Source organism: Terrabacter aerolatus (assembly GCF_007991735.1).
GTDB lineage: Bacteria > Actinomycetota > Actinomycetes > Actinomycetales > Dermatophilaceae > Terrabacter > Terrabacter aerolatus.
This window is the reverse complement of record NZ_BJYX01000003.1, coordinates 215675-236888: the sequence shown is the minus strand read 5'-3', so window position 1 is coordinate 236888 and position 21214 is coordinate 215675. Positions and strand designations below refer to the sequence as shown.

The window sequence follows — 21214 nt, the reverse complement described above, 5'->3', positions numbered from 1 at the left end:
GGCTAACGCGTCCTCTCGGTGGTGCGACCGTCCTTGTCGATGATGAGGATGGCTTCGATGCGATCGTATCGATCGAGTGCGTACTCGGCCTGACCCACGGCCTCGGCCACCGTGATGTCACATCGCGCCAGGTCGATCACGATACGAGGGGATTGTTCGGACCCCTTGCGCAGGTTGCGGGCGATCGTCTCGCTGCTGGCGCCCGTCGGTGATTTGAACTCCCACAGGACCCCGTCGACCAGCGCGTCCGGAGACTTCCCGTGCCCGGTCGCAGACAGGAACTCGACGTCGTGCCCGAGCGCGGCGAGGCGGCTGGCCGTCGCCTTCTCGTGGTCCTTGAGGTCCTTGGCCGCGCCCAGGTCGACGCTGCCGACCTTGGACCGGGGGCTGCTTCCGGATCCCTCGACGACGTGGACACGGTCCGGAAGGGTGGTGCGCTGTCCCAGGCGTTCACTCACCCGCGAGCCGAGCCCGGCCGTGCCGTCCTGGGCGGCGGCCTCGGCTGATGCCCGGATCTCGTCGGCGCGGATGGCTCGCAGGGCCTCGGCGGAGGGCAGGCCCGGCGCGAGGGCTGCGCCGCCCGACAGAGCGGGGAGCACGTCACGGCCACCACCGGTGATCGCCTCGACGCGCGAGACGAGCTCGGAACGCCGAGCCTCGTCGACCTCGGTCTGGGAGAGCTCGACGTTCGAGCGGACGAGCGAGATGACGAGGTCGTCGGCCGGCGTGCGAAGCGTGCCCCCGTCGAGGTAGGTGTGCACGGCCGCCGTCAGGCCGGGCAGGTCGCCGCGCTTGACGATGTCGATGACGTGGACCGCCTCGGCGATGCCCTGCCACGCAGAGCGGTTGAGGTCGTCCTGTCGTCGTGCGAGGGCCACGAGCGTCGCCGACGCCGACTGGTCGAGGAACCCGAGCCGGACCTCGTCTGCCTGCGGGTCGCCACCGGTCGCCACGGTCTCGCGGGCGGCGTCGAGCTCCCGGTCGACGAGCCGGTCGTATGCCGCGCCCGTCTGCTTCGCACGGAGCCCCATCCCGGTGTCGACCGCCAGGGCGCCGACGACACCGGTGAGCTCACGAGGCGTCAGCCACGGCTGCGGCCCGTCCGTCGTCACCGCGGTGTAGGGGGCCGCCATCGTGGACAGCGCGCCGGGGGAGGCGAGCGCCCGGTCGACGTTCTCCCGCATCGCCGCCACCCAGTCGGCGACGAGGCCCTCCACGGGGGCTGTGGCTGCGGTGTAGATGCGGGTCGTCGACGCCTCCGACATGGCGAAGGCACTCGTCCGCGACACCTCGAGCATCACCCTCGCCCGGGTCTGCGCGGCGCCGTCGCCGTCGACGAACGCAAGGTCCCCGAGCAGTTGCCTGAGGTCGTCGTCGGTGTGCAGGTGCAGGTCGGGGTGGCTCTCGGTCCCGCTGGCCTCGTGCGTGATCCACCGGCGCACCAGGTGCTCGCCCAGGGTCAGCCGGTCGCCGCGGGAGTTGGCGAGGGCGAGGCCTGCGACTCCGGAGTCGGGCAACGGCTCGGCGAGCAACGCCGCTGCCTCCGCCGGGTCGTCACGGACGTGCCCGAGCAGGACGTGCAGCGCGTCACCGGTCGTCGCGGCGTCCTCGAACCACGAGGCGAACGTCGAGCTCGCGTCCGGCACGAGGGTGCTGCCGTGGCGCAACGTCGGGTCGGCGTCGCGGGTCTCGGCGATCTCGGACGTGGCAGCAGCCGCCGCGGCACGCCGCGCCAGGCGCGGCGGAAGACGACGCACGTCGCCGTCCGCTCGGGCCCCGGAGAGCAGCTGGCCGAGCAGCCAGGCCCCGGTCGCCCGCCCGTCGCCGGATGGTGCGGTGCGCACGGTGTCGACCCCGGCGACGACGTCGTCGGCGAGCAGGGCCGCTCCGGACGCCAGCTCGGCACGGGTCCGAGGGTCGGTGCCGGCCGGCACCACCCGCCCCGTTGCCGTGATGACGAGCGAGCCCAGCGTCCCGAGGAGTCCGCGCACGGTGTCGACGTGCGCGCCGGAGCCCTCGTGCGTCACTCCGGCCGTCAGGAGCAGGTCGGCGAGCCCGTCGGTCCCGAGCTCCTCGAGGAGGGCCTGCGCGTAGGCCGGGTCATCGCGCCGCTCGCGGATCCGTGTCACGAGGACGGCTGTCGCCCCGTCGGTCAGCCGGCCACCACCGGCCTGGGCCGCCGCCACCGCGCGCCGCACGAGAAGCCCGTCAGAGAGGGCGGCCTCGCGCGAGCGGCGCTGCGCGACGACTCCGTCGGCGAACGACAGGCCGCCGGTCACGACCGACCGCACCAGTCCCGGGGTGGGGGTCGACCCCGAGGGGAACGTCATGTCGGTGAGAGCGGCAACCGTCGCCGTGCACCGCCGCGCCGAGGCCCGGAGCTCCTCGAGGACCGCCGCGTGCGTCCGGCTCAGCCGTGCGCGGCCGGCAGCCAGGTCGGCGCGGGCGCGCTCCAGCCCGAGCACCACGCCCGCACCGGTGGGGTCCGGCAGGTGGGACAGGCGGAGGGTCGCGAGGGCGTGGTCCGCGTCGAGGGCGTCCCACTCGCGCTGCAGGGCGCGCACCCGGCCGGTCGCGTGGTCGAGCGCCGCGGCATACGTGACCAGGGCATGCGCCGTGCGGGGGAGGGCTCCCACGACCGGTCGGGAACGTGATCCGAGCTCGTCGGCCTCGACCCGCGCGGCGTCGGCCGCGGCACCGCTCCACACGCTGCCGAGACGGGCGGCCAGGGTGCCGCACACCGTCGTCGTCGCCTGCGCTCTCGCAGCGGCCCGGTCGAGCGATCGTGCGGCTGCGCGCAGACCCTCACCGTCGCCGGTGGGGAGCGGCAGGGCGACCTCGCCCGAGATCGACGGTGCCGCGTGCCCTCCGTCGTGGACGCGGCTCATCCCGCTCCCGCCACGCCCGTGGGAGCGGCCGGAAGGCCATGTCGCACAGGACCGCTCGCGGCCACGGCGGCGAACCCGGACGTGACGAACAGCTCCACCGCCCGCGCCTCCGCCACCGACCGGTCGAGACGGCCCCCGAGCGCACTCGCGGCGTCGGCGAGCGCGTCGAAGGCGTGCGCCTCGACCGCGCGGAACCGTGCGAGTGCAGTGCGAAGCGCCTGCCCCTCAGACCCGGTCGACGCCATGGCACCCGCGGTCGCCGCGGCGACGAGAGACGCGCACTCACGCAGCTCGACGGGGTCATGGCCGAGGGCGACCCGTTCGCGGGACACCCCGGCACCGTCGAAGGAGTAGCGGGTCATGGTCCGACGGTAGGAGAGCCCGGCTGACCGCCTCGGCGCTCGTCCACAGGCCCGTGGATGCCGTGAGGCCCCCGTCCCGAGGGGACAGGGGCCTCACGTGCTGCCGCCCCTCAGGCGGCCGGCGCACCAGGTCAGGACCAGCGGGCCCAGACCGTCGTGTCGGTCGGGACGAGCCCGTCCTCGAGCGGCCCGGAGGCCACGACGACCTCGGCCCCGGCGGGCAGGGCCACGGCGTCCTCACCGAGGTTCGTGACGACGAGCAGGCGGTCGCGCTGGGACGACCCGTTGGTCAGGGCGACGACGTCACCGGCATACCCCTCGACCCACGTCAGCGAGCCGGTGCCGAGCGACAGCTCACGCCGCGCGGCGAGGAGCGAGCGGTAGAGCTCGAGCGTCGAGCCCTCGACGCCCTCCTGGCGGTCCACGGCGTACTCGGCGTAGACGTCGGGCTGCGGCAGCCACGTGCTGGCGCCCGGGCCGAAGCCGAGCGACGGACCCTGGGACGACCACGGGATCGGCACGCGGCAGCCGTCACGGCCCGTCTCGGCGCCGTCGGTGCGCGCGAACGTCGGGTCCTGGCGGAACTCGTCGGGCATGTCGGTGGAGTCCGGCAGCCCGAGCTCCTCGCCCTGGTAGAGGTACGCCCCACCCGGCAGTGCGAGCATGAGCGCGGTGGCCGCACGGGCGCGGCGCAGGCCGAGCTCGCGGTCGGGCTGCGGGTCCGTCGCCGAGATGCCGTTCATCCGAGGCGTGCCCGGCGCGTAGCCGAGACGCGACGCGTGACGCACGACGTCGTGGTTCGACAGCACCCACGTCGACGGGGCGCCCACCGAGTCGGCGGCGTGCAGCGACGACGTGATGACGGCGCGCAGGTCGTCGGCGATCCACGAGGCCGTGAGGAAGTCGAAGTTGAACGCCTGGTGCATCTCGTCCGAGCGGACGTAGGCCACGGCGCGCTCCTGCGGCTCGACCCAGGCCTCGGCGCACAGGATGCGGTCGGGCGTCCCGTAGGACTCGAGGATCCGGCGCCAGGCGCGGTAGATCTCGTGGACGCCGTCCTGGTCCCACATCGGGCTGCGCTTCGTGTGGTCGATCCGCGGCGCCTCCTCGACGGGGGCAGCCTCGGACACCCCCTCGGGGCCGTGCTCGTGCTCGGAGTGGCCGAGCATCGTCGTGCGCTCCTCCTCGGTGTCGGGCAGGCCCTGCTCCTTGATGAGGCCGTGCGCCACGTCGACGCGGAAGCCGTCGACGCCCCGGTCGAGCCAGAAGCGCAGGATCGACTCGAATTCGGCGCGCACCTCGGGGTGCTCCCAGTTGAAGTCGGGCTGCTTGGTGTCGAAGATGTGCAGGTACCACTGGCCGGGCTTGCCGTCGGCCTCGGTGACCCGCGTCCACGCGGCGCCGCCGAAGACGGACTCCCAGTTGTTCGGGGGCAGCTCGCCGTGCTCACCGCGGCCCTCGCGGAACATGTAGCGCTCACGCTCGGCCGAGCCGGGGCCGGCGGCGAGGGCGGCCGTGAACCACTCGTGCTCGTCGGAGGAGTGGTTGGGCACCATGTCGACGATGACCTTGAGGCCCAGCTCGTGGGCGCGCGCGATCATGTCGTCGGCGTCCGTGAGCGAGCCGAAGATCGGGTCGATGTCGCGGTAGTCCGCGACGTCGTAGCCGGCGTCCGCCTGGGGCGAGGTGTAGAACGGCGAGAGCCAGATGGCGTCGACGCCGAGGGCGCGCAGGTGCGGCAGCCGCGAGGTGATGCCGGGCAGGTCGCCGATGCCGTCACCGTCGTGGTCGGCCCACGAGCGGGGGTAGATCTGGTAGATCACGGCCTGCCGCCACCAGGCGGCGTCCGGGCGGTCCTCGGCGTGGACCGGGGTCGCGTCCTCGCGGACGTCCACGTCGTGCCCGGCGCCGAGGCCGGGGTGGTTCAGGGTCTGGGTTGCTGATGGCGTCACGAGCCACCATCGTTCCTCATCGGGTCGAAAACTCAAAGAAAGTTCTGCAACTTCTTGCAACGCGTCGCGCGGCGCCCCATCCGGGTCGACCGGTGGCCGATCGTCGGCGTATGCCGGGTGGCCGGCTCGGGCGGTCAGGCGGGCTCTGGCGGGTGTTGCGTCAGCAGCCCCCGGTGCTCGTCGGTCAGGGCGGTGATCCGGCGCAGGAAGTCGGCCATGAAGGTCAGCTGCTCGGTGCTCAGCTCGTCGAGCATCGGCTGACCGGCGCGCACGAGCGGGCCGTACGCCTCCCACGTCCGGCGCTGCCCGAGCTCGGTCATCTCCACGAGCACGGTGCGCCGGTCGGCCTCCGACCGGGTGCGACGCACGAGACCGCGCTTGGCGAGCCGGTCGATCAGGGCCGTCGTCGCCGCGGGGCGCAGGCCCGTGGCGGTGCTCAGCTGGCCCGCCGACTTGGGGCCGTCGACGAGCCAGTCGAGGCAGCGCAGGTCGGCCGGCCCGAGCCCGAGGGCGCGTCCGACGGTGTCGTCGAAGGCCTGCACGGAGCGCTGGTACTGCTGCATGGCCTCGCCGATCGCCTGGACGAGCTCGTCGCGGCGTTCGGGTGCGGGCGGTTGACGGACGGTCGCCACGGGCCTACCTTTCGAATATTGAAACATTCGATTCTCGTAGGAAAGGGTACCAAGATGAAGGCTCTCGTCGTGGGAGGCGGCATCGCCGGCCCGGCTACCGCGCTCGCACTCCAGCACGTCGGCATCGAGGCCGTCGTGCTCGAGGCCTGGCCGCGGTCCGACGGTGAGGCCGGCTCCTGGTTCACCCTCGCCGCGAACGGGCTGCACGCCCTCGACGTGCTGGGCGCGCGGCACCTCGTATCGCGCATCGGCTTCCCGAGCGAGCGCAACGTCATGATCGGTGCCACCGGGCGCACCCTCGGCACCATGAGCCTCGGCGTCCCGCTCGCCGACGGCACCGTGGCGATGACCATGAAGCGCTCGCGCCTCGCTGCGGCGCTCGTCGACGAAGCCGTTCGGCGCGGTGTCGACGTGCGTCACGACGCCAGGGTCGTCGACGTGGCGAGCCGGCCGGACGGGGTCACCGTGACGCTGCAGGACGGGTCGACGGTGGAGGCCGACCTGCTCGTCGGTGCCGACGGCGTCCGCTCCCTCGTCCGGCGCACCATCGACCCCGCGGCGGCCGCGGCGCGCTACGTCGGCCTGACGAACTTCGGCGGCTTCACGACGGCCACTCCGCTCGCGGCGCACCTTCCCGCGCGGCAGTGGCACTTCGTCTTCGGCTCGCGGGCCTTCTTCGGGGCCCACCCCACCCCCGAGGGCGACGTCGTGTGGTTCGTCAACGTCCCCGGGCGTGCGATCACGCCGGCCGAACGCGCCGCCCGCACCCCGCAGCAGTGGCGTGACCACCTCGTCGACCTGCTCGTCGACGACGCCGGCCCCGCCGCCGACCTCGTGCGCTCCGGACGGCTCGAGCTCTGGGCCGACAACACCCACGACCTGCCCCGGGTCGCGCGCTGGCACCGGGACCGCATGGTCGTCGTCGGCGAAGCCGCCCACGCACCGTCCCCGAGCTCGGGACAGGGGGCGTCGCTCGCGCTCGAGGACGCCGTGGTCCTCGCCACGTGCCTGCGCGACGCCGCCACGGTCGAGGAGGCCCTGACGGCATACGACAGCGCTCGACGGCGGCGCGTCGAGCGCATCGTGGCCGCGGGAGCGCGCAGCAGCAGCTCGAAGATCCCCGGCCGGGCCGGCCGGGCGGTGCGGGACACGATGATGCGGCTCGTCTTCCGCTTCGTCGTCACCGAGCGGTCCAGCGCCTGGATCACCGGGCACCGGGTCGGTTGGGAGCCCGCCGAGGGGCCGGCGCTACCGTCGGGGGCATGACGACCTTTGTCACCGCCGCCTTCTGCCTCGTCCGTGACGGTCGGCTCCTGACCGTCCGCAAGGCCGGCTCCACCCGGTTCATGCTGCCCGGCGGCAAGATCGACCCTGGCGAGAGCGCCCGGGACGCCGCCGTGCGCGAGGTCATGGAGGAGGTCGGCCTCGACGTGTCCGGTGCCGGGGAGCCCCTCGGCCGCTTCCACGACGTCGCGGCCAACGAGCCGGACGCCTGGGTCGAGGCGACGGTCTTCGTCCTGCACCTGCGCCCGCACGACGACCCGACCCCGCGGGCCGAGATCGCCGAGCAGCGTTGGCTCGACCTCGACGAGGACCTTCCGGCCGACCTCGCACCCCTGCTCACCAACCACGTCGTGCCCTCGCTCCGCGAGCACCTCGGGGCAGGCTGAAGGGCGCCTCCCGCCGGGCGGGAGACGCCCTTCAGGCGATGCCGGTCAGCGAGGACCGCCGTGCATGTCGATGACGCCCGCCTTGGCCGCCTTCTTGACCGCGTCGGCCTCCGCCTGCGTCAGCGTGCCGGCCTTGACGGCCTGCGCCAGGCGGTCGTCGAAGGCCTTCTGCTCGTCGGCGTCGCGGGCGGCGCGCAGGTCGGCGAAGGCCGCCTTGACCTTGGCCGCGTCGATGCCGAGCTTGCTCGCGAGCTTCGTCGCCAGCTCGTCCTGCCTCGCCGCCGGGTCCGGCTTGGTCGCGGGCGCCTGGCCGGGGGTGCGGCTCGCCTTGAGCTCGTCCCGCACCGCCTTGAGGGCGTCCTCGAGCTTGGTCTGGTCGACGCCGAGCTTGGTGGCCAGCGCCGAGAGGTCCGCGCCGCGGCCCAGCCCCATGCCCATGCCGCCGTGCCGGCCCCCGGGACCCCAGCCCTTGCCGTTGCCCGGACCCGGGGCGGTCGAGCCGCCGCCCGGCCCGGCCTGCGTGGAGGTCGCCGTGGGGGTGGGCGTCGTCGTGCTCGCGTCGTCCGCCCGTGCCACCTGCGAGACCCCGATCCCGATGACGGCCGCTGCGGCCGCGACCACCGCGGCTCCGGCCGTCTTCCGGTTCAGGGGCTTCCCGTTGATCGACACCATGCTCGTCCCTCCGTCGTGACGCCGGACGTGAGGCCCGGCCGTGGATCCACCTGTGTCCAGAGAACACCTCGGGCCGGACCGGGCACCCGTGAACGCGCTGTGAGTTGCTGTGAGTCCCGCTCGCGGCTCAGAAGGTCCCGTCGGGACCGGGAGCGTTGACGAGGGAGTATGCCGCCCGCGTGAGGTAGTCGCGCAGCCTGTCGTCGTTCTCGGGGGAGAGCCCGAGGGTGTCGACGGCGTTCATCATGTGCAGCAGCCAGCGATCGCGCATGTCGGGCGTCACGGCATACGGCATGTGGCGCATCCGCAGGCGCGGGTGGCCACGCTGCTCCGAGTACGTCGTCGGCCCGCCCCAGTACTGCTCGAAGAACATCCTCAGGCGCTCCTGCGCCGGCCCGAGGTCCTGCTCCGGGTACAGCGCGCGCAGGGGCTCGTCCTCGGCGACGCCGCGGTAGAACTCGCGCACGAGCTTGGCGAAGGTCTCGTGGCCACCGAAGTCGTCGTAGTACGTCACGTCGGGCAGTCTCCCAGAGTCGGCGTCACGGCCCGCGACGGGCCGGGGTGGCCACTCACTTCGGGGTGGGTCCGCCGTAGGGCGGCATGACGGGCAGCGGGCTGCGCACGCCCTCGCGGTCGAAGGCCAGCTTGACGCGCTCGCGGATCTCGCGCTGGATGCCGAACTGCTCGTTGGCGATGGTCTTGGCGATGACGCGGATGGTGATGGCGCCGTTGGAGATCGACTCGACCCCCACGACGTTGGGCTCCTCGAGCAGGATGTCCTTGAAGGCCTCGTCGTCGTCCATGACGCTCACGACGTCGCGGATGACGGTGATCGCCTTCTCGACGTCCTGGTCGTAGGCGACGGCCAGGTCGACGATGGCCGTGGACCAGCCCTGCGTCTTGTTGCCGATGCGGACGATCTCGCCGTTGCGGACGTACCACGTCATGCCACCGGCGTCGCGCAGCTGGGTGACGCGCAGCGACACGTTCTCGACGGTGCCGACGACCTCACCGGTGTCGATGACGTCACCGACGCCGTACTGGTCCTCGACGATCATGAAGACGCCCGAGAGGAAGTCCTTGACGAGGCTCTGCGCACCGAAGGCGAGGGCGACACCGCCGACACTGGCGGACGCGAGCATCGGCCCGAGCGGGATGCCGACGAGGGAGAGCACGGTCAGCACCGTGATGCCCCCGACGACGAAGGTCGTGATGCTCTTGAGCAGGGCGCCCATCGTCTGGGTGCGTTGCACGTGGCGCACGTTGGCGACCCCGACGGCCTGCAGGGCGCGTCCCGCACCGGGGATGTTCGCGAGGCGCTCGGTCCGCTTCGAGGTGGCCGTCGTGACGACGCGGTTGATGACCCGGTGCAGCAGGAACCGGGCCACGAAGCCGACGAGCACGACGACGATGATGAGCAGCGGCGTCCCGACGAGCCAGTCACCGACTCCGGACCAGGTCAGGCCGGAGAGGTCGGGCATCGAGAGGTTCACGGGCAGCTCCTGCGAGGGAGACGGACTCGGCGACGAACTCGGGGTCGGGGTCGGAGTCGAGGTGGGGATCTGGCGGACGACAGCGGTCAGGTTCGTGAAGGCAGTGATCACAGGGTCTCAGTCGGCGTTCGGTGTCAGTCAGGTCGTGCGGTCGTGCGGTCGTGCGGGACCGGGACCCGGCAGGGCCCGGTCCCGCACCGGAGTCAGACGCGTCGGTCGCGCTCCTGCGCGATCAGCGCACGCGCGATGGTGTCGCGGTTCTCGGCGACGGTGCGCACGAGCCCGGGAGCCGCGTCCGCGTTGGCGGCCAGCCACGCGTCCGAGGCGTCCTTGAGCTGCTGGCTCGCGAGCGAGAACGGGTAGAAGCCGCCGACGACGCGCTCGCCGATGGCCACGCTGCGCTCGGCCCACGCGTCGACGAGCATCGAGTGGTAGGTCTCGACGTACGGCTCGAGCAGGGTGAGGTCCGTGCTCCGGCGGAAGCCGGCGCTCACGGCCTCGACCATCTGGTTGGGCAGGTCGTTGCGCTCGACCGCCTTGGCCCAGGCGTCGGCCTTGGCCTCGGCGGTGGGGCGTGCGGCGAGGGCCTCGGCGGCCCGCTCCTTGCCGGTGGCGGTCGGGTCGCGGTCGAGCTCGGTCGCGATCTCGACCTCGTCGGCGGCGCCGATGGCGGCGAGGGCCTTGATGAAGGTCCAGCGCAGCTCCGTGTCGACCGTCAGTCCGGGCAGCGACTCCGTGCCGCTGAGCAGGGCCCGCAGACGGGCCTCGTCCGCGACGTCGGCCGCCGATCCGGCCCACGCCTCGACGAGCTGGAACTGGGCGTCGCTACCGGCCTCGGCCGAGTCGGCGAGGGAGCGGAGCGACGACGACAGGAGCGCCGTCACCTCGGCGCGGTGCTCCGGCGCCGTGTAGAGGCGGGCCGCGGTCGACACCTGCCCGATGAGCACGCGCAGCAGCGTCGAGTCGGTCTCGCCGGGCAGCGACTCGAGGACGAAGCGCACGAAGTCGCGGGCCGGCATCTCACCGTCGCGGGTCATGTCCCACGTCGCGCCGAGCACGAGCGAGCGGGGCAGCGAGTCCTGGAACCCGCGGGGGAGCGACAGGGCCGTGGCGAGGGAGTGCTCGTCGAGGCGGATCTTGCCGTAGGCGAGGTCGTCGTCGTTGAGCAGCAGCAGGTCCGGCTGCTCCTGGCCGACGAGCTCGCCGAGCTCGGTGCGCTCACCGGCGATGTCGACCTCGTCGTAGCCGACGCGCTCGAGCACGTCGGCTGCGCCGTCCGCGCCCCGCCGGACGGCATACCGCCCCACGCCGATGCGGTGTGGACGGAGCGTGGGGTGCTCGTCCGTCGCGGACTGGGTGATCGCGAAGGCGGTGTAGCGCCCGTCGGCGTCGACCTCGAAGACGGGGCGCAGCGTGTTGACGCCGGCCGTCTCGAGCCACAGCTTGCTCCACTCGGTCAGCTCGCGACCCGAGGCCTTCTCGAGCTCGCCGAGCAGGTCGGAGAGGGTCGTGTTGCCCCACGCGTGCTTGCGGAAGTACTCGCGGAGCGCGGCCACGAAGGGCTCGCGCCCGACGTAGGCGACGAGCTGCTTGAGCACGGACGCGCCCTTGGCGTACGTGATGCCGTCGAAGTTGACCTCGACGTCCTCGAGGTGGCGCATGTCGGCCGCGATCGGGTGGGTCGAGGAGAGCTGGTCCTGGGTGTAGGCCCAGGCCTTCTCCGACGTGCCGAAGGTCGTCCAGGCGCTCGTCCACTCGGTGGCCTCGGCCTGGCACGTCGTCGACGCCCACTCGGCGAACGACTCGTTGAGCCAGAGGTCGTCCCACCACTTCATCGTCACGAGGTTGCCGAACCACATGTGGGCCAGCTCGTGCAGGATCGTCAGGGCCCGGCGCTCGATCTTCGCCTCGGAGACCTTGGAGCGGAAGACGTAGACCTCGACGAAGGTCACGGCGCCCGCGTTCTCCATCGCACCCATGTTGTACTCGGGCGTGAAGATCTGGTCGTACTTCTCGAAGGGGTACGGCTGGTCGAACTCCTCCTCGAAGAACGCGAAGCCCTTCTTGGTGCAGTCAAAGATGTTGTCGGCATCGAGGTACTGCGTCAGCGACTTGCGGCAGTAGACGCCGAGCGGCACGACGCCCTTGCGCGTCTCGACCTCGTCGCGGACCTCGTCGTAGGGGCCGGCGATGAGGGCCGTGATGTACGACGAGATGCGCTGGGTCGGCGCGAACGACCACGTGGCGCGCTCGACGCCGTCGGCGACCCCGGCCGCCTCCGGGTGGGGCGTGGGGGAGTTGCTGATGACCTTCCAGTGCGTGGGTGCCGTCACCGTGAAGCGGAAGGACGCCTTGAGGTCGGGCTGCTCGAACACGGCATACATGCGGCGGGAGTCGGGGACCTCGAACTGGGTGTAGAGGTAGACCTCGTTGTCGACCGGGTCGACGAAGCGGTGCAGACCCTCGCCGGTGTTGGTGTAGCGGCCGGTGGCGTCGACGGTCAGCTCGTTTTCGGCGGCCAGCGCGGGCAGCTCGATGCGCGAGTCCGCGAAGACCTCGGCCGGGTCGAGGTCGACGCCGTTGAGCGTCACCTTCTCGACGGAGTCGGCGATGAGGTCGATGAACGAGTCCGCGCCGGGCTCGGAGCAGGCGAACGTGACCGTGGTGACGGTGTGGAAGTTCTCCGGACCCGTCGTCAGGTCGAGACGGACGTCGTAGGAGTCGACGCGCAGGATGCTGGCGCGGCTCGCCGCCTCGTCGCGGGTCAGGTTCTTGCCGGGCACGTAGGACCTCCTGGGAAGGGGCTGGGGGCACGACGGAACGTCGGTCGGACGGCGTCGTCGCGGGCCATCCTCGCACGGAACCCCGACCGGTCCACCACCGCGATGGGCGCCCAGCGGGCAGTGCCATGATGGGCCGCATGGCCGATGTGAACGACAGCCCGAAGCCGAGCCGCACCGCCGTCGAGATGTGGTTCGACCCGATGTGTCCGTGGGCGTGGATGACCTCCCGCTGGCTCATGGAGGTCGAGACGCTCCGTGAGATCGACGTCACGTGGTCGGTCATGAGCCTCGCGGTGCTCAACGAGCACCGCCACGACCTCGACGCCGCCTACCGTGCGCGCATGGACGAGGCCTGGGGCCCGGTGCGCGTCATCATCGCCGCCGCCGAGGCGCACGGCGACACCGTGATCAAGCCGCTCTACGACGCCATGGGCACGCGGATCCACCTGAAGCGGATCAACGACTTCGACCAGGTCATCCGTGAGTCGCTCGAGGAGGTCGGCCTGCCCGCGGCGCTCGCCAAGGACGCCCACCACAAGAAGTTCGACGCGGCCCTGCACCGCAGCCACAAGCGCGGCATCAGCCTCGTCGGCACCGACGTCGGCACCCCGATCATCGCCGTCGACGGCGTCGCCTTCTTCGGCCCGGTCGTGACGCCGGCCCCCAAGGGCGAGGCCGCCGCACGACTCTGGGACGGTTGCGTCCTCGTCGCCGGCACGCCCGGCTTCTACGAGCTGAAGCGCAGCCGCACCGAGGGCCCCATCTTCGACTGACCCACCCCAGCACCCGGACAAGGACGGACATGCGCATCCACATCGGCGGCGACCACGCGGCCTACGAGCTCCACCAGTCCCTGCTCGCTCACCTGCGCGACGCGGGGCACGACGTCGTCGACCACGGCCCGTTCGGCTACGACGCCCAGGACGACTACCCCGTCTTCGTGCTGCGTGCGGCCGAGGCCGTGGCCGCCGAGCCGGGCTCGCTCGGCGTCGTCCTCGGTGGCTCCGGCAACGGTGAGCAGATGGCCGCGAACAAGGTCTCGGGGATCCGCGCGGCCCTCGCCTACAGCGTGGAGCTCGCGAGCCTGGCCCGCGAGCACAACGACGCCCAGGTCGTCTCGATCGGGGCGCGCTTCACGGCCGAGGACCTCGCCAAGGAGATCGTCGACACCTTCGTGGCGACGAAGTTCAGCGATGAGGCGCGCCACAGCCGTCGTCTGGGTATGGTTTCCGCGTACGAGAACACGGGGGACTTGCCGGCTTTGCCGGAGTTGGACGCGCGCTGACGTATGACGTCCGGCGTCCCCCTTCATCGCCGATAGGGAGGCACGTGGCCCACAACGAGAGCTTCGTCTCTCGGCGCCCTCGCTACGCTGCCGGCCCCGTACGACGTCTTCAGCTGCTGGGCCCCTGGCTGAGTCGTGCCCCGTGGGTCCTCGTGACGGCGTTCCTCGGTCTCAGCATCGCCGCGACCGTCGCCATCGCCATCTGGCCCGACCGCGTGCCGTGGGGGATCTACGGTTTCATCGTCGTGCTCTCCGGGCTCTTCCTCGAGCCCCGGCTGCTGCTCGTCGTCTACATCGGGCTGTTCCTCGCCATGGCGATCCTCGGCGCCTACCTCGGTGAGCTCAAACCGACGACGACCGGCGCGCAGATCGTCACCGTCGCCACGATGATGCTCATGCTGTGGCTCTCGCACGCGCGGGCCCAGGTCGGCGTCGTCGGCGTCAGCGGCGAGTCGATGCTCGTCGACATGCGCGACCGCCTCCGGGCCCAGGGCGAGCTCCCTCCGCTGCCTGCGTCGTGGGGCGCCGAGGTGGCGCTCGAGTCGGCGTACGGCGACGGCTTCGCCGGGGACTTCGTCGTCGCGAGCCGGTCGACCGACGGCGTCACCCTCGAGGTCGCGCTCGTCGACGTCTCCGGCAAGGGCCGTGAGGCCGGCACCCGGTCGCTGCTCCTGTCCGGGGCCCTCGGCGGCCTCCTCGGCGAGATGAGCGAGGGCGGCTTCCTGCAGTCGGCCAACAACCACCTCCTACGGCTGCGCTGGAACGAGGGTTTCGCCACCGCCGTGCACGTGGCCGTCAACCTCGAGACCGGCGACTTCACCATCGGGTACGCCGGCCACCCCGCTGCCGCGCAGTTCGCGGCGGGCTCGGGCCGGTGGCGCATGCTCTCCGGTGGCCGGGGCCCCCTGCTCGGGGTCATCGAGCAGGCCGACTACCCCCGCGAGAGTGGCACGATCCGCCGCGGTGACGCGCTCGTCCTCTACAGCGACGGCGTCATCGAGGCCCGCGACAAGGCGCTCGTCGACGGCATCGACCGCATGCTCGGCCGGGCCGAGTCGTTCATCCGGACCGGCTTCGAGGGGCTGGCCCAGCGCCTCTGCGACCAGGCGGCTGCCGGCCTCGGCGACGACCGCGCCGTCGTCACCATCTGGCGCAGCTGACCTCCCGGGACGGACGCACCCGAGGGGGCCGGCGGCTGCCCTCACTACGATGCCTGCGTGAGCGAGCAACCGATCGAACCGACGTCACGCGAGGCCGGCCACGACCGGCGCAAGGAGCACGTCGTGCCCGAGCTGCCACCCGGGGTCAGCCCCGCGCGGGTGCGCACCTTCGTGCGTCGCGGTCGGCTGTCGTCGCTGACGAAGGAGCGCGTCGAGCGCCTGGCGCCGGCCCGGTCCCTGCCCGACGGCCCGTTCGACGCGGCGCACGCGTTCGGGCGCACCGCGCCCCTCGTCCTCGAGATCGGCTGCGGCCACGGCCATGCCGCGATCGCGTATGCCGCGGCCTTCCCCGAGCACGACATCGTGGCCATGGACGTCCACACCCCCGGGCTCGCGCGGATGCTCGCGGACGCCGACGAGGCCGGGGTGCCGAACCTGCGCGTCGAGATCGGCGATGCCGTGCTCTTCCTCGAGGAGCGCGTCGCCGACGCGACGTTCGACGCCGTCCACCTCTTCTTCCCCGATCCGTGGCGCAAGCAGAAGCACACGAAGCGCCGCTTCGTCAGCCCCGCCAACCTGGACCTGCTCGCGCGGGTGCTCAAGCCCGGTGGTCACGTGCTCATCGCCACCGACCAGGACTTCTATGCCGAGCACGCCCTCGCCGAGGTCGCGGCGCACCCGCGTTTCGAGGCCCACCGCGTCGACCGGCCGCAGTGGCGCCCGCGAGACGGCTTCGAGGCCAAGGGAATCGCCGTCGGGCGCACGATCAACGAGCTGCGTCTCCACCTGCTGCCCTGACCGCACATCCCTCGACACGGCGACCAGCGGCCCGGAGGCCGTCCTCTGGCGACTTCGTCGCTCCGAGGGCGGCCTCCGCGTCTGTCGGGGTGACAGGATTTGAACCTGCGGCCCTTGCGTCCCAAACGCAATGCGCTACCAAGCTGCGCCACACCCCGTGGCGTCGGAATCGTAGCCCAACGACCGGCGGGTGGCCGCGTGCGCGCCGAACCGGCGACGTCGACGCCGGAACGGGCGAGCCGATTTCTGCGGACGGTCCGGCACCCAGTACGCTGACGTCTCGGATCGCCGGCACGACCGGCGCCGTGCGGGCGTAGCTCAATGGTAGAGCCTCAGTCTTCCAAACTGATCACGCGAGTTCGATTCTCGTCGCCCGCTCCAGAAACTCCCTTGGCAGGGCCCCGCCGCCCTTCCTAGCGTGGACGCATGTTCCGCCCCGACCTGCAGGACGCCCTGCGCGACCGCGACGCCGTCCTCCGCTCGTTCCTTGCTGCCGACGGCACGCTGACGAGCATCCCGACCAGGATCCGCAAGCGCCTCGTCGTGCTCGACCTGCTCGCGCAGGAGTTCGAGCCGGGGGAGAAGTACGACGAGACCGAGGTCAACAACCGCCTGCGCGCCTACCACCCCGACGTCGCCGCGCTGCGCCGCTACCTCGTCGAGGAGGGCTTCCTCGAGCGAGCCGAAGGCCGCTACTGGCGCAGTGGCGGCACCGTCCTGGACTGACCGGGCCACCCGGCATCCTCGGGCAGGACGGGAAAGGACCGGGTCAGGACCGGGTCAGCGGAAGCCGAGCGCCTCGCTGAGCCAGCTCTCGGCGCCGTCGGCCTCGAGTCCGACCTCGACGGCCGCCGCCGTGCGCGGCGACGGCCAGCCGTGCACCCAGAAGAGCGCGAGGCCGCCCGGGAGGGCGATGAGCAGCGTCAGCCACGAGTGGGGCGTGAAGACGAAGGAGCACGCGAAGGCCACGAGCACCGGCGCCTCGGCCAGCGCCGTGCGCAGGGTCGTCGTCGACGTGAAGTAGCGCAGGCTCGTCGTCTCCGCGTTCTCCCGGGGCAGCCCGTGCGGGAGGGACGGCACGGCATACCCGACGTAGCGGATGAGCACGGCGGAGGCGACGAGCGTGGCGAGCACGATGCCGACCGCCCACGGCGACGGCACGGGGGCCGACGGGTCCACGAGGATGCGCACCGCGCTCAGCATCAGGGCCCCCATGCCCACCGCGACCGACACCATCTGGATGGGGCGCAGGGCGGCGTTCTCAGGAGTGGCGAACGGGCCGGAAGGGGTGCTCATGGCCCCCGAGCATAGGCGTCGACGAGCCCGGGACGATCGGTGCATTTAGCCATCTGCCGCGTGCCCGATAGCATGGTGCGCTGGCCCGTCCATTCACCGTCGACGACCACGTCGGCACCACCCCAATGGAGTAACCCGCAGTGAAGAGTGCGCTCGAGACCCTCAGCCCGACCCGGGTCAAGATGACCGTCGAGGTCCCGTTCGAGGAGCTCAAGCCGAGCCTCGACGCGGCCATCAAGCACATCGGTGAGCACATCCAGGTGCCCGGATTCCGCAAGGGCAAGGTGCCGGCCCGCATCATCGAGCAGCGCGTCGGCCGCGCGGCCGTCCTCGAGGAGGCCGTCAACAACGCCCTCCCGACGTTCTACGGCCAGGCCCTCGAGGAGAACGAGGTCCGCCCGCTCGGCCAGCCCGAGATCACCGACCTCCAGGTGCCCGCGACCGACGGCGAGGACTTCGTCTTCACCGCCGAGGTCGACAAGCGCCCCGAGATCACCCTTCCCGACTTCGGCGACATCGAGCTGACCGTCGACGAGGCCAAGGTCGAGGACGAGGCCGTCGAGCAGCGTCTCACCGACCTGCGCGCCCGCTTCGGCACCCTCAAGGGCGTCGACCGTGCCGTCCAGGACGGCGACTTCGTCTCCATCGACCTGTCCGCCGAGATCGACGGCGAGCAGATCGACGAGGTCACCGGCGTCTCCTACGAGGTCGGCAGCAAGAACATGCTCGACGGGCTCGACGAGGCCCTGATCGGCATGACCGCCGACGAGACCAAGCAGTTCACCGCCCCCCTCGCCGGTGGCGACCAGGAGGGCCAGGACGCCAACTGCACCGTGACCGTCACCGCGGTCAAGGAGCGCGAGCTGCCCGAGCTCGACGACGAGTTCGCCCAGCTGGCCTCGGAGTTCGACACCCTCGACGAGCTCAAGGCCGACCTCACCGCCAAGGCCGAGGTCGACGCCAAGTTCGCCCAGGGCGTCGCCGCCCGCGACCAGCTCCTCGAGGCCATCCTCGAGAAGGTCGAGGTGCCGATCCCCGAGAGCATCGTCGAGGCCGAGGTGCACAGCCACCTCGAGGGCGAGGGGCGCCTCGAGGACGACGAGCACCGCGCCGAGGTCGGCGAGAGCACCCGCAAGGGCCTCAAGACCCAGCTCGTGCTCGACGCGATCGCCGAGAAGGAAGAGGTCAAGGTCGAGCAACAGGAGCTCATCGAGTTCCTCGTCATGAGCTCGCAGCAGTACGGCATGGACCCGAACCAGTTCGCGCAGTCGCTCGACCAGGAGGGTCAGATCCCCGCCATGGTCGCCGAGGTCGCCCGCCGCAAGGCGCTCGCCACGGTCCTCGAGAAGGTCTCCGTCAAGGACACCGCCGGCAACGTCATCGACCTCAACGAGGCCGTCCCCGGCACCGAGGGCGACGAGGCCGAGGCCGCCGAGGCGGCGGACGCCGACGAGGCGAAGGCCGAGAAGGCCGACGCCTGACCTGCACAGCACTGGAGCCGTGGGAGGCCGAGAGCTTGCTCGTTGGCCTCCCCGCCACTCCGGAATGCCGTGAGGCCGGCTCCCGCTCGGGAGCCGGCCTCACGCGTTCCCGGGTCGTGGCCCCGGGTGATCCCGTCGGGTTGTCCGGCTGGTGGCGCGGGTACGTGTCGGACGGCCGCCGTCCGGCGGCTCGCACCTCGACGAGGGAGCCAGAGATGAGCAGCACCGACGAGTCGGGCGCCGGCATGGCCGACACCGACATCAACAGCGCCGACCCCGACGGAACGAACCTCCCCGAGGGGAGCGGGGCCGCGGCCCAGGGCTCCGGCGACGACGCCGACCGTGGCAACCTCGACGGCAGCAACGCCCTCGACGAGCCGCGCAACCGTTCCCTGGACCAGGCCGGCGGCAACGGCTCGTTCGACGACGCCTCCGAGCAGTCGGGCGACGCGTCCGCCTCGGACGCCGGCGAGTCCGGTCAGGACAACGGGCTGAGCGACTGACCGCGCGCGCCCGCAGGACCCCGCCGGACGGCACACGACCGGCGGGGTCCCGCGCGTGGTTGCGCCCGGGCCGCTCAGGTTTGTGCGCTCACGGCGAACACGGTGCGGTTCGGGAAATCTGCCCGAGGGGTCGCGCGTTAGGGTCAGTGACGAGCCAGCCGGCGCCACATCCCGTGGCGAGAGGCTGGACCACTTCGACGATGGAGACATGGTGATTTCGGAGACCTCCGCCAACGGCAACGGCATGCCGGGTGGTCTGGACGACCACATCTACAACCGCCTGCTCAAGGAGCGGATCATCTTCCTCGGGTCCGACGTCCGCGACGACAACGCGAACGCCATCGCGGCGCAGCTGCTGCTGCTGTCGGCCGAGGACCCCGAGAAGGACATCTGGCTCTACATCAACAGCCCCGGCGGTTCGATCTCGGCCGGCATGGCCATCTTCGACACGATGAACTGGATCCCCAACGACGTCGCCACCGTCGCGATGGGCATGGCCGCCTCGATGGGACAGTTCCTCCTGTCGGCCGGCACCAAGGGCAAGCGCTACGCCACGCCCCACGCCCGCGTCATGATGCACCAGCCCTCGGGCGGCATCGGCGGCACGGCGACGGACATCAAGATCCAGGCCGAGCAGATGCTCTACGTCAAGAAGCAGATGGCGCGGCTCATCGCCGAGCACACCGGCCAGACGATCGAGCAGATCGAGAAGGACTCCGACCGCGACCGCTGGTTCAGCGCGGAGGAGGCCAAGGAGTACGGCTTCGTCGACCACGTGTTCAGCCGCTCCGACCAGGCGGTCGAGGGCAAGGGTGTCGGCCAGGCCGACGCCAAGGCCGACAACTGACCGCGGGCCTGAACAGGACTTGGAGACACGCATGAACATCGAACCCACCAACCGCCTCGCGGTCGCCGCTCCCTCGAGCCGCTACATCCTGCCGCAGTTCGAGGAGCGCACCTCCTACGGGATGAAGCGTTCCGACCCCTACAACAAGCTCTTCGAGGACCGCATCATCTTCCTCGGCGTGCAGGTCGACGACGCGTCGGCCGACGACATCATCGCCCAGCTGCTCGTGCTGGAGTCGCTCGACCCCGACCGCGACATCCTCATGTACATCAACAGCCCCGGTGGCTCGTTCACCGCCATGACGGCGATCTACGACACGATGCAGTTCGTCCGGCCCGACATCCAGACGTTCGTCATCGGCCAGGCCGCCTCCGCGGCCGCGGTGCTCCTCGGTGCCGGTGCGCCGGGCAAGCGCTTCGCCCTGCCGAACGCCCGCATCCTCATCCACCAGCCGGCGCTCTCGGGTGGCGACTACGGCCAGGCCTCGGACATCGAGATCCAGGCCAACGAGGTGCTCCGCATGCGCACGTGGCTCGAGGACACCCTCGCGCACCACACGGGCCGCACGTCCGAGCAGGTCCGCACCGACATCGAGCGCGACAAGATCCTCTCGTCCGAGGACGCCAAGGCCTACGGCCTCATCGACGAGGTGCTCGCCTCGCGCAAGGCCTCGCTCGAGGTCTGACGCCTCCTCGTCGACGAGTCGACGAGTCGACGAGTCGACGAGCAGGTGTGCCGCAGGGCCGGGTTCCACGGGGACCCGGCCCTGCGGCATACCTGCTTGGATGGGGAGGGACCTGGCGTCGAGCGTGGAGGAGCGAGTCGTGGCGAGTGCGGAGTTCGAGCAGGCGGTCGAGGCGGTCAAGGGACTCACGACCGATCCGGGCAACGACGTGAAGCTCACGCTCTACGGGCTGTTCAAGCAGGTCACGGCCGGTGACGCGACCGGGTCGCGACCCGGCTTCACCAACCCCGTCGGGCGGGCCAAGTACGACGCCTGGGCCCGGCTCTCGGGCACGTCGGCCGAGGCGGCGCAGGAGCAGTACGTCGCCATCGTCCGCGACCTGACGGCCGGCTGACGCGGGCGATGACCGGCAGGGCCGTCGACCGGCCCCGTGGAGCGGGGGCCGTGTGTCGCTGACGACGATGCTCGTCATCGCGCTCGTCGGGCTGCTCGTCGTGACCTTCGGCGGCCTCGCGCTGGCCGTCGGCCTGGGGCTGCTCACCGGGCGCCGTCGCAGCAGGACGGCTCCCCGTGACCCTCGCGACCCCGGCGGGACGGGCGGCCCCGACGACCTCGGGAGCCCTCCCGGTCCTCGGGGAGCGCCGCTCCCGTGACAGCCGTGTCGTTTGTCCGCCATCAGCGGACAAACGGCGTTGCGCGAGCGAGGG

22 protein-coding genes and 2 tRNA genes are annotated in these 21214 nt (G+C 71.7%); 14 read left to right on the top strand and 10 right to left on the bottom strand.

Annotated features, from left to right (window positions below):
* Positions 1 to 2 precede the first annotated feature (2 nt).
* From TAE01_RS04910 to TAE01_RS04895, 4 genes are all read right to left on the bottom strand, one after another.
* A complete protein-coding gene (locus TAE01_RS04910; protein WP_147063988.1) occupies positions 3 to 2888 on the bottom strand; it encodes a CdiA C-terminal domain-containing protein in 2886 nt (961 codons plus the stop codon).
* Positions 2885 to 3250 carry a hypothetical protein gene (locus tag TAE01_RS04905; RefSeq protein ID WP_147063986.1) on the bottom strand — a complete coding sequence of 122 codons (366 nt, stop codon included), beginning with the start codon at positions 3248 to 3250 and terminating at the stop codon, positions 2885 to 2887. The genes TAE01_RS04910 and TAE01_RS04905 overlap by 4 nt, the downstream gene beginning before the upstream one ends.
* 131 nt (positions 3251 to 3381) lie before the next feature.
* Entirely contained in the window at positions 3382 to 5145 is a 1764-nt protein-coding gene (locus tag TAE01_RS04900) for a glycoside hydrolase family 13 protein (protein WP_186815048.1), read from the bottom strand.
* A 191-nt stretch (positions 5146 to 5336) separates the two neighbouring features.
* The gene (locus TAE01_RS04895; protein WP_147063981.1) at positions 5337 to 5834 is read right to left on the bottom strand and encodes a MarR family winged helix-turn-helix transcriptional regulator; all 498 of its coding nucleotides are present in this window, start codon (positions 5832 to 5834) and stop codon (positions 5337 to 5339) included.
* 54 nt (positions 5835 to 5888) lie between these two features.
* On the opposite strand from TAE01_RS04895, the gene TAE01_RS04890 reads away from it, so the two are divergent.
* Both TAE01_RS04890 and TAE01_RS04885 read left to right on the top strand, forming a co-directional pair.
* Positions 5889 to 7100 (top strand): FAD-dependent oxidoreductase, encoded by a 1212-nt coding sequence (locus TAE01_RS04890; protein ID WP_147063979.1) that lies wholly within the window; start codon positions 5889 to 5891, stop codon positions 7098 to 7100.
* Positions 7097 to 7504, top strand: a complete 408-nt coding sequence (locus TAE01_RS04885; RefSeq protein ID WP_147063977.1) for an NUDIX hydrolase — start codon at positions 7097 to 7099, stop codon at positions 7502 to 7504. Before TAE01_RS04890 ends, TAE01_RS04885 begins: the two co-directional genes overlap by 4 nt.
* Before the next feature lie 45 nt (positions 7505 to 7549).
* Here the strand turns inward: TAE01_RS04885 and TAE01_RS04880 are convergent, their stop codons facing one another.
* The 4 genes from TAE01_RS04880 to pepN form a co-directional block, all read right to left on the bottom strand.
* Entirely contained in the window at positions 7550 to 8176 is a 627-nt protein-coding gene (locus TAE01_RS04880; RefSeq protein WP_246111141.1) for a hypothetical protein, read from the bottom strand.
* Positions 8177 to 8303: 127 nt separating this feature from the next.
* The gene (locus TAE01_RS04875) at positions 8304 to 8690 is read right to left on the bottom strand and encodes a globin (RefSeq protein ID WP_147063975.1); all 387 of its coding nucleotides are present in this window, start codon (positions 8688 to 8690) and stop codon (positions 8304 to 8306) included.
* A gap of 55 nt (positions 8691 to 8745) precedes the next feature.
* Entirely contained in the window at positions 8746 to 9669 is a 924-nt protein-coding gene (locus TAE01_RS04870) for a mechanosensitive ion channel family protein (RefSeq protein WP_246111140.1), read from the bottom strand.
* A gap of 203 nt (positions 9670 to 9872) precedes the next feature.
* Positions 9873 to 12452, bottom strand: coding sequence for an aminopeptidase N (pepN, locus tag TAE01_RS04865; protein WP_147063973.1), 2580 nt, complete (start codon positions 12450 to 12452; stop codon positions 9873 to 9875).
* Between the two features lie 137 nt (positions 12453 to 12589).
* Between pepN and TAE01_RS04860 the strand changes: the two genes are divergently transcribed.
* The 4 genes from TAE01_RS04860 (at position 12590) to trmB (ending at position 15695) form a co-directional block, all read left to right on the top strand.
* Positions 12590 to 13225, top strand: coding sequence for a mycothiol-dependent nitroreductase Rv2466c family protein (locus TAE01_RS04860; RefSeq protein WP_147063971.1), 636 nt, complete (start codon positions 12590 to 12592; stop codon positions 13223 to 13225).
* Positions 13226 to 13254: 29 nt separating this feature from the next.
* A complete protein-coding gene (locus TAE01_RS04855; RefSeq protein WP_147063969.1) occupies positions 13255 to 13737 on the top strand; it encodes a ribose-5-phosphate isomerase in 483 nt (160 codons plus the stop codon).
* Between the two features lie 152 nt (positions 13738 to 13889).
* Positions 13890 to 14897 carry a PP2C family protein-serine/threonine phosphatase gene (locus tag TAE01_RS04850; RefSeq protein ID WP_246111139.1) on the top strand — a complete coding sequence of 336 codons (1008 nt, stop codon included), beginning with the start codon at positions 13890 to 13892 and terminating at the stop codon, positions 14895 to 14897.
* 57 nt (positions 14898 to 14954) lie between these two features.
* The gene (gene trmB / locus TAE01_RS04845) at positions 14955 to 15695 is read left to right on the top strand and encodes a tRNA (guanosine(46)-N7)-methyltransferase TrmB (protein WP_147063965.1); all 741 of its coding nucleotides are present in this window, start codon (positions 14955 to 14957) and stop codon (positions 15693 to 15695) included.
* 84 nt (positions 15696 to 15779) lie between these two features.
* On the opposite strand, the gene TAE01_RS04840 is transcribed toward trmB, so the two are convergent.
* Positions 15780 to 15853, bottom strand: a tRNA-Pro gene (locus tag TAE01_RS04840).
* 149 nt (positions 15854 to 16002) lie between these two features.
* Here TAE01_RS04840 and TAE01_RS04835 point away from each other — a divergent pair.
* Positions 16003 to 16076 (top strand) — tRNA-Gly (locus tag TAE01_RS04835).
* Between the two features lie 45 nt (positions 16077 to 16121).
* The gene (locus TAE01_RS04830; RefSeq protein ID WP_147063963.1) at positions 16122 to 16421 is read left to right on the top strand and encodes a DUF2087 domain-containing protein; all 300 of its coding nucleotides are present in this window, start codon (positions 16122 to 16124) and stop codon (positions 16419 to 16421) included.
* Positions 16422 to 16475: 54 nt separating this feature from the next.
* Here TAE01_RS04830 and TAE01_RS04825 read toward each other — a convergent pair whose 3' ends face one another.
* On the bottom strand, positions 16476 to 16991 hold the full coding sequence (locus TAE01_RS04825; protein WP_147063961.1) for a hypothetical protein: 516 nt from the start codon (positions 16989 to 16991) through the stop codon (positions 16476 to 16478).
* Between the two features lie 140 nt (positions 16992 to 17131).
* Between TAE01_RS04825 and tig the strand changes: the two genes are divergently transcribed.
* The 6 genes from tig (at position 17132) to TAE01_RS04795 (ending at position 21160) form a co-directional block, all read left to right on the top strand.
* Positions 17132 to 18472 carry a trigger factor gene (tig, locus tag TAE01_RS04820; protein ID WP_147063959.1) on the top strand — a complete coding sequence of 447 codons (1341 nt, stop codon included), beginning with the start codon at positions 17132 to 17134 and terminating at the stop codon, positions 18470 to 18472.
* Positions 18473 to 18687: 215 nt separating this feature from the next.
* Positions 18688 to 18975, top strand: coding sequence for a hypothetical protein (locus TAE01_RS04815; RefSeq protein ID WP_147063957.1), 288 nt, complete (start codon positions 18688 to 18690; stop codon positions 18973 to 18975).
* A 208-nt stretch (positions 18976 to 19183) separates the two neighbouring features.
* Positions 19184 to 19822 carry an ATP-dependent Clp protease proteolytic subunit gene (locus TAE01_RS04810; protein ID WP_147063954.1) on the top strand — a complete coding sequence of 213 codons (639 nt, stop codon included), beginning with the start codon at positions 19184 to 19186 and terminating at the stop codon, positions 19820 to 19822.
* A 31-nt stretch (positions 19823 to 19853) separates the two neighbouring features.
* Positions 19854 to 20507, top strand: coding sequence for an ATP-dependent Clp protease proteolytic subunit (locus TAE01_RS04805; protein WP_147063952.1), 654 nt, complete (start codon positions 19854 to 19856; stop codon positions 20505 to 20507).
* Between the two features lie 139 nt (positions 20508 to 20646).
* The gene (locus tag TAE01_RS04800) at positions 20647 to 20901 is read left to right on the top strand and encodes an acyl-CoA-binding protein (protein WP_222594062.1); all 255 of its coding nucleotides are present in this window, start codon (positions 20647 to 20649) and stop codon (positions 20899 to 20901) included.
* Between the two features lie 52 nt (positions 20902 to 20953).
* Positions 20954 to 21160 carry a hypothetical protein gene (locus TAE01_RS04795; RefSeq protein WP_147063948.1) on the top strand — a complete coding sequence of 69 codons (207 nt, stop codon included), beginning with the start codon at positions 20954 to 20956 and terminating at the stop codon, positions 21158 to 21160.
* Positions 21161 to 21214: the final 54 nt, after the last annotated feature.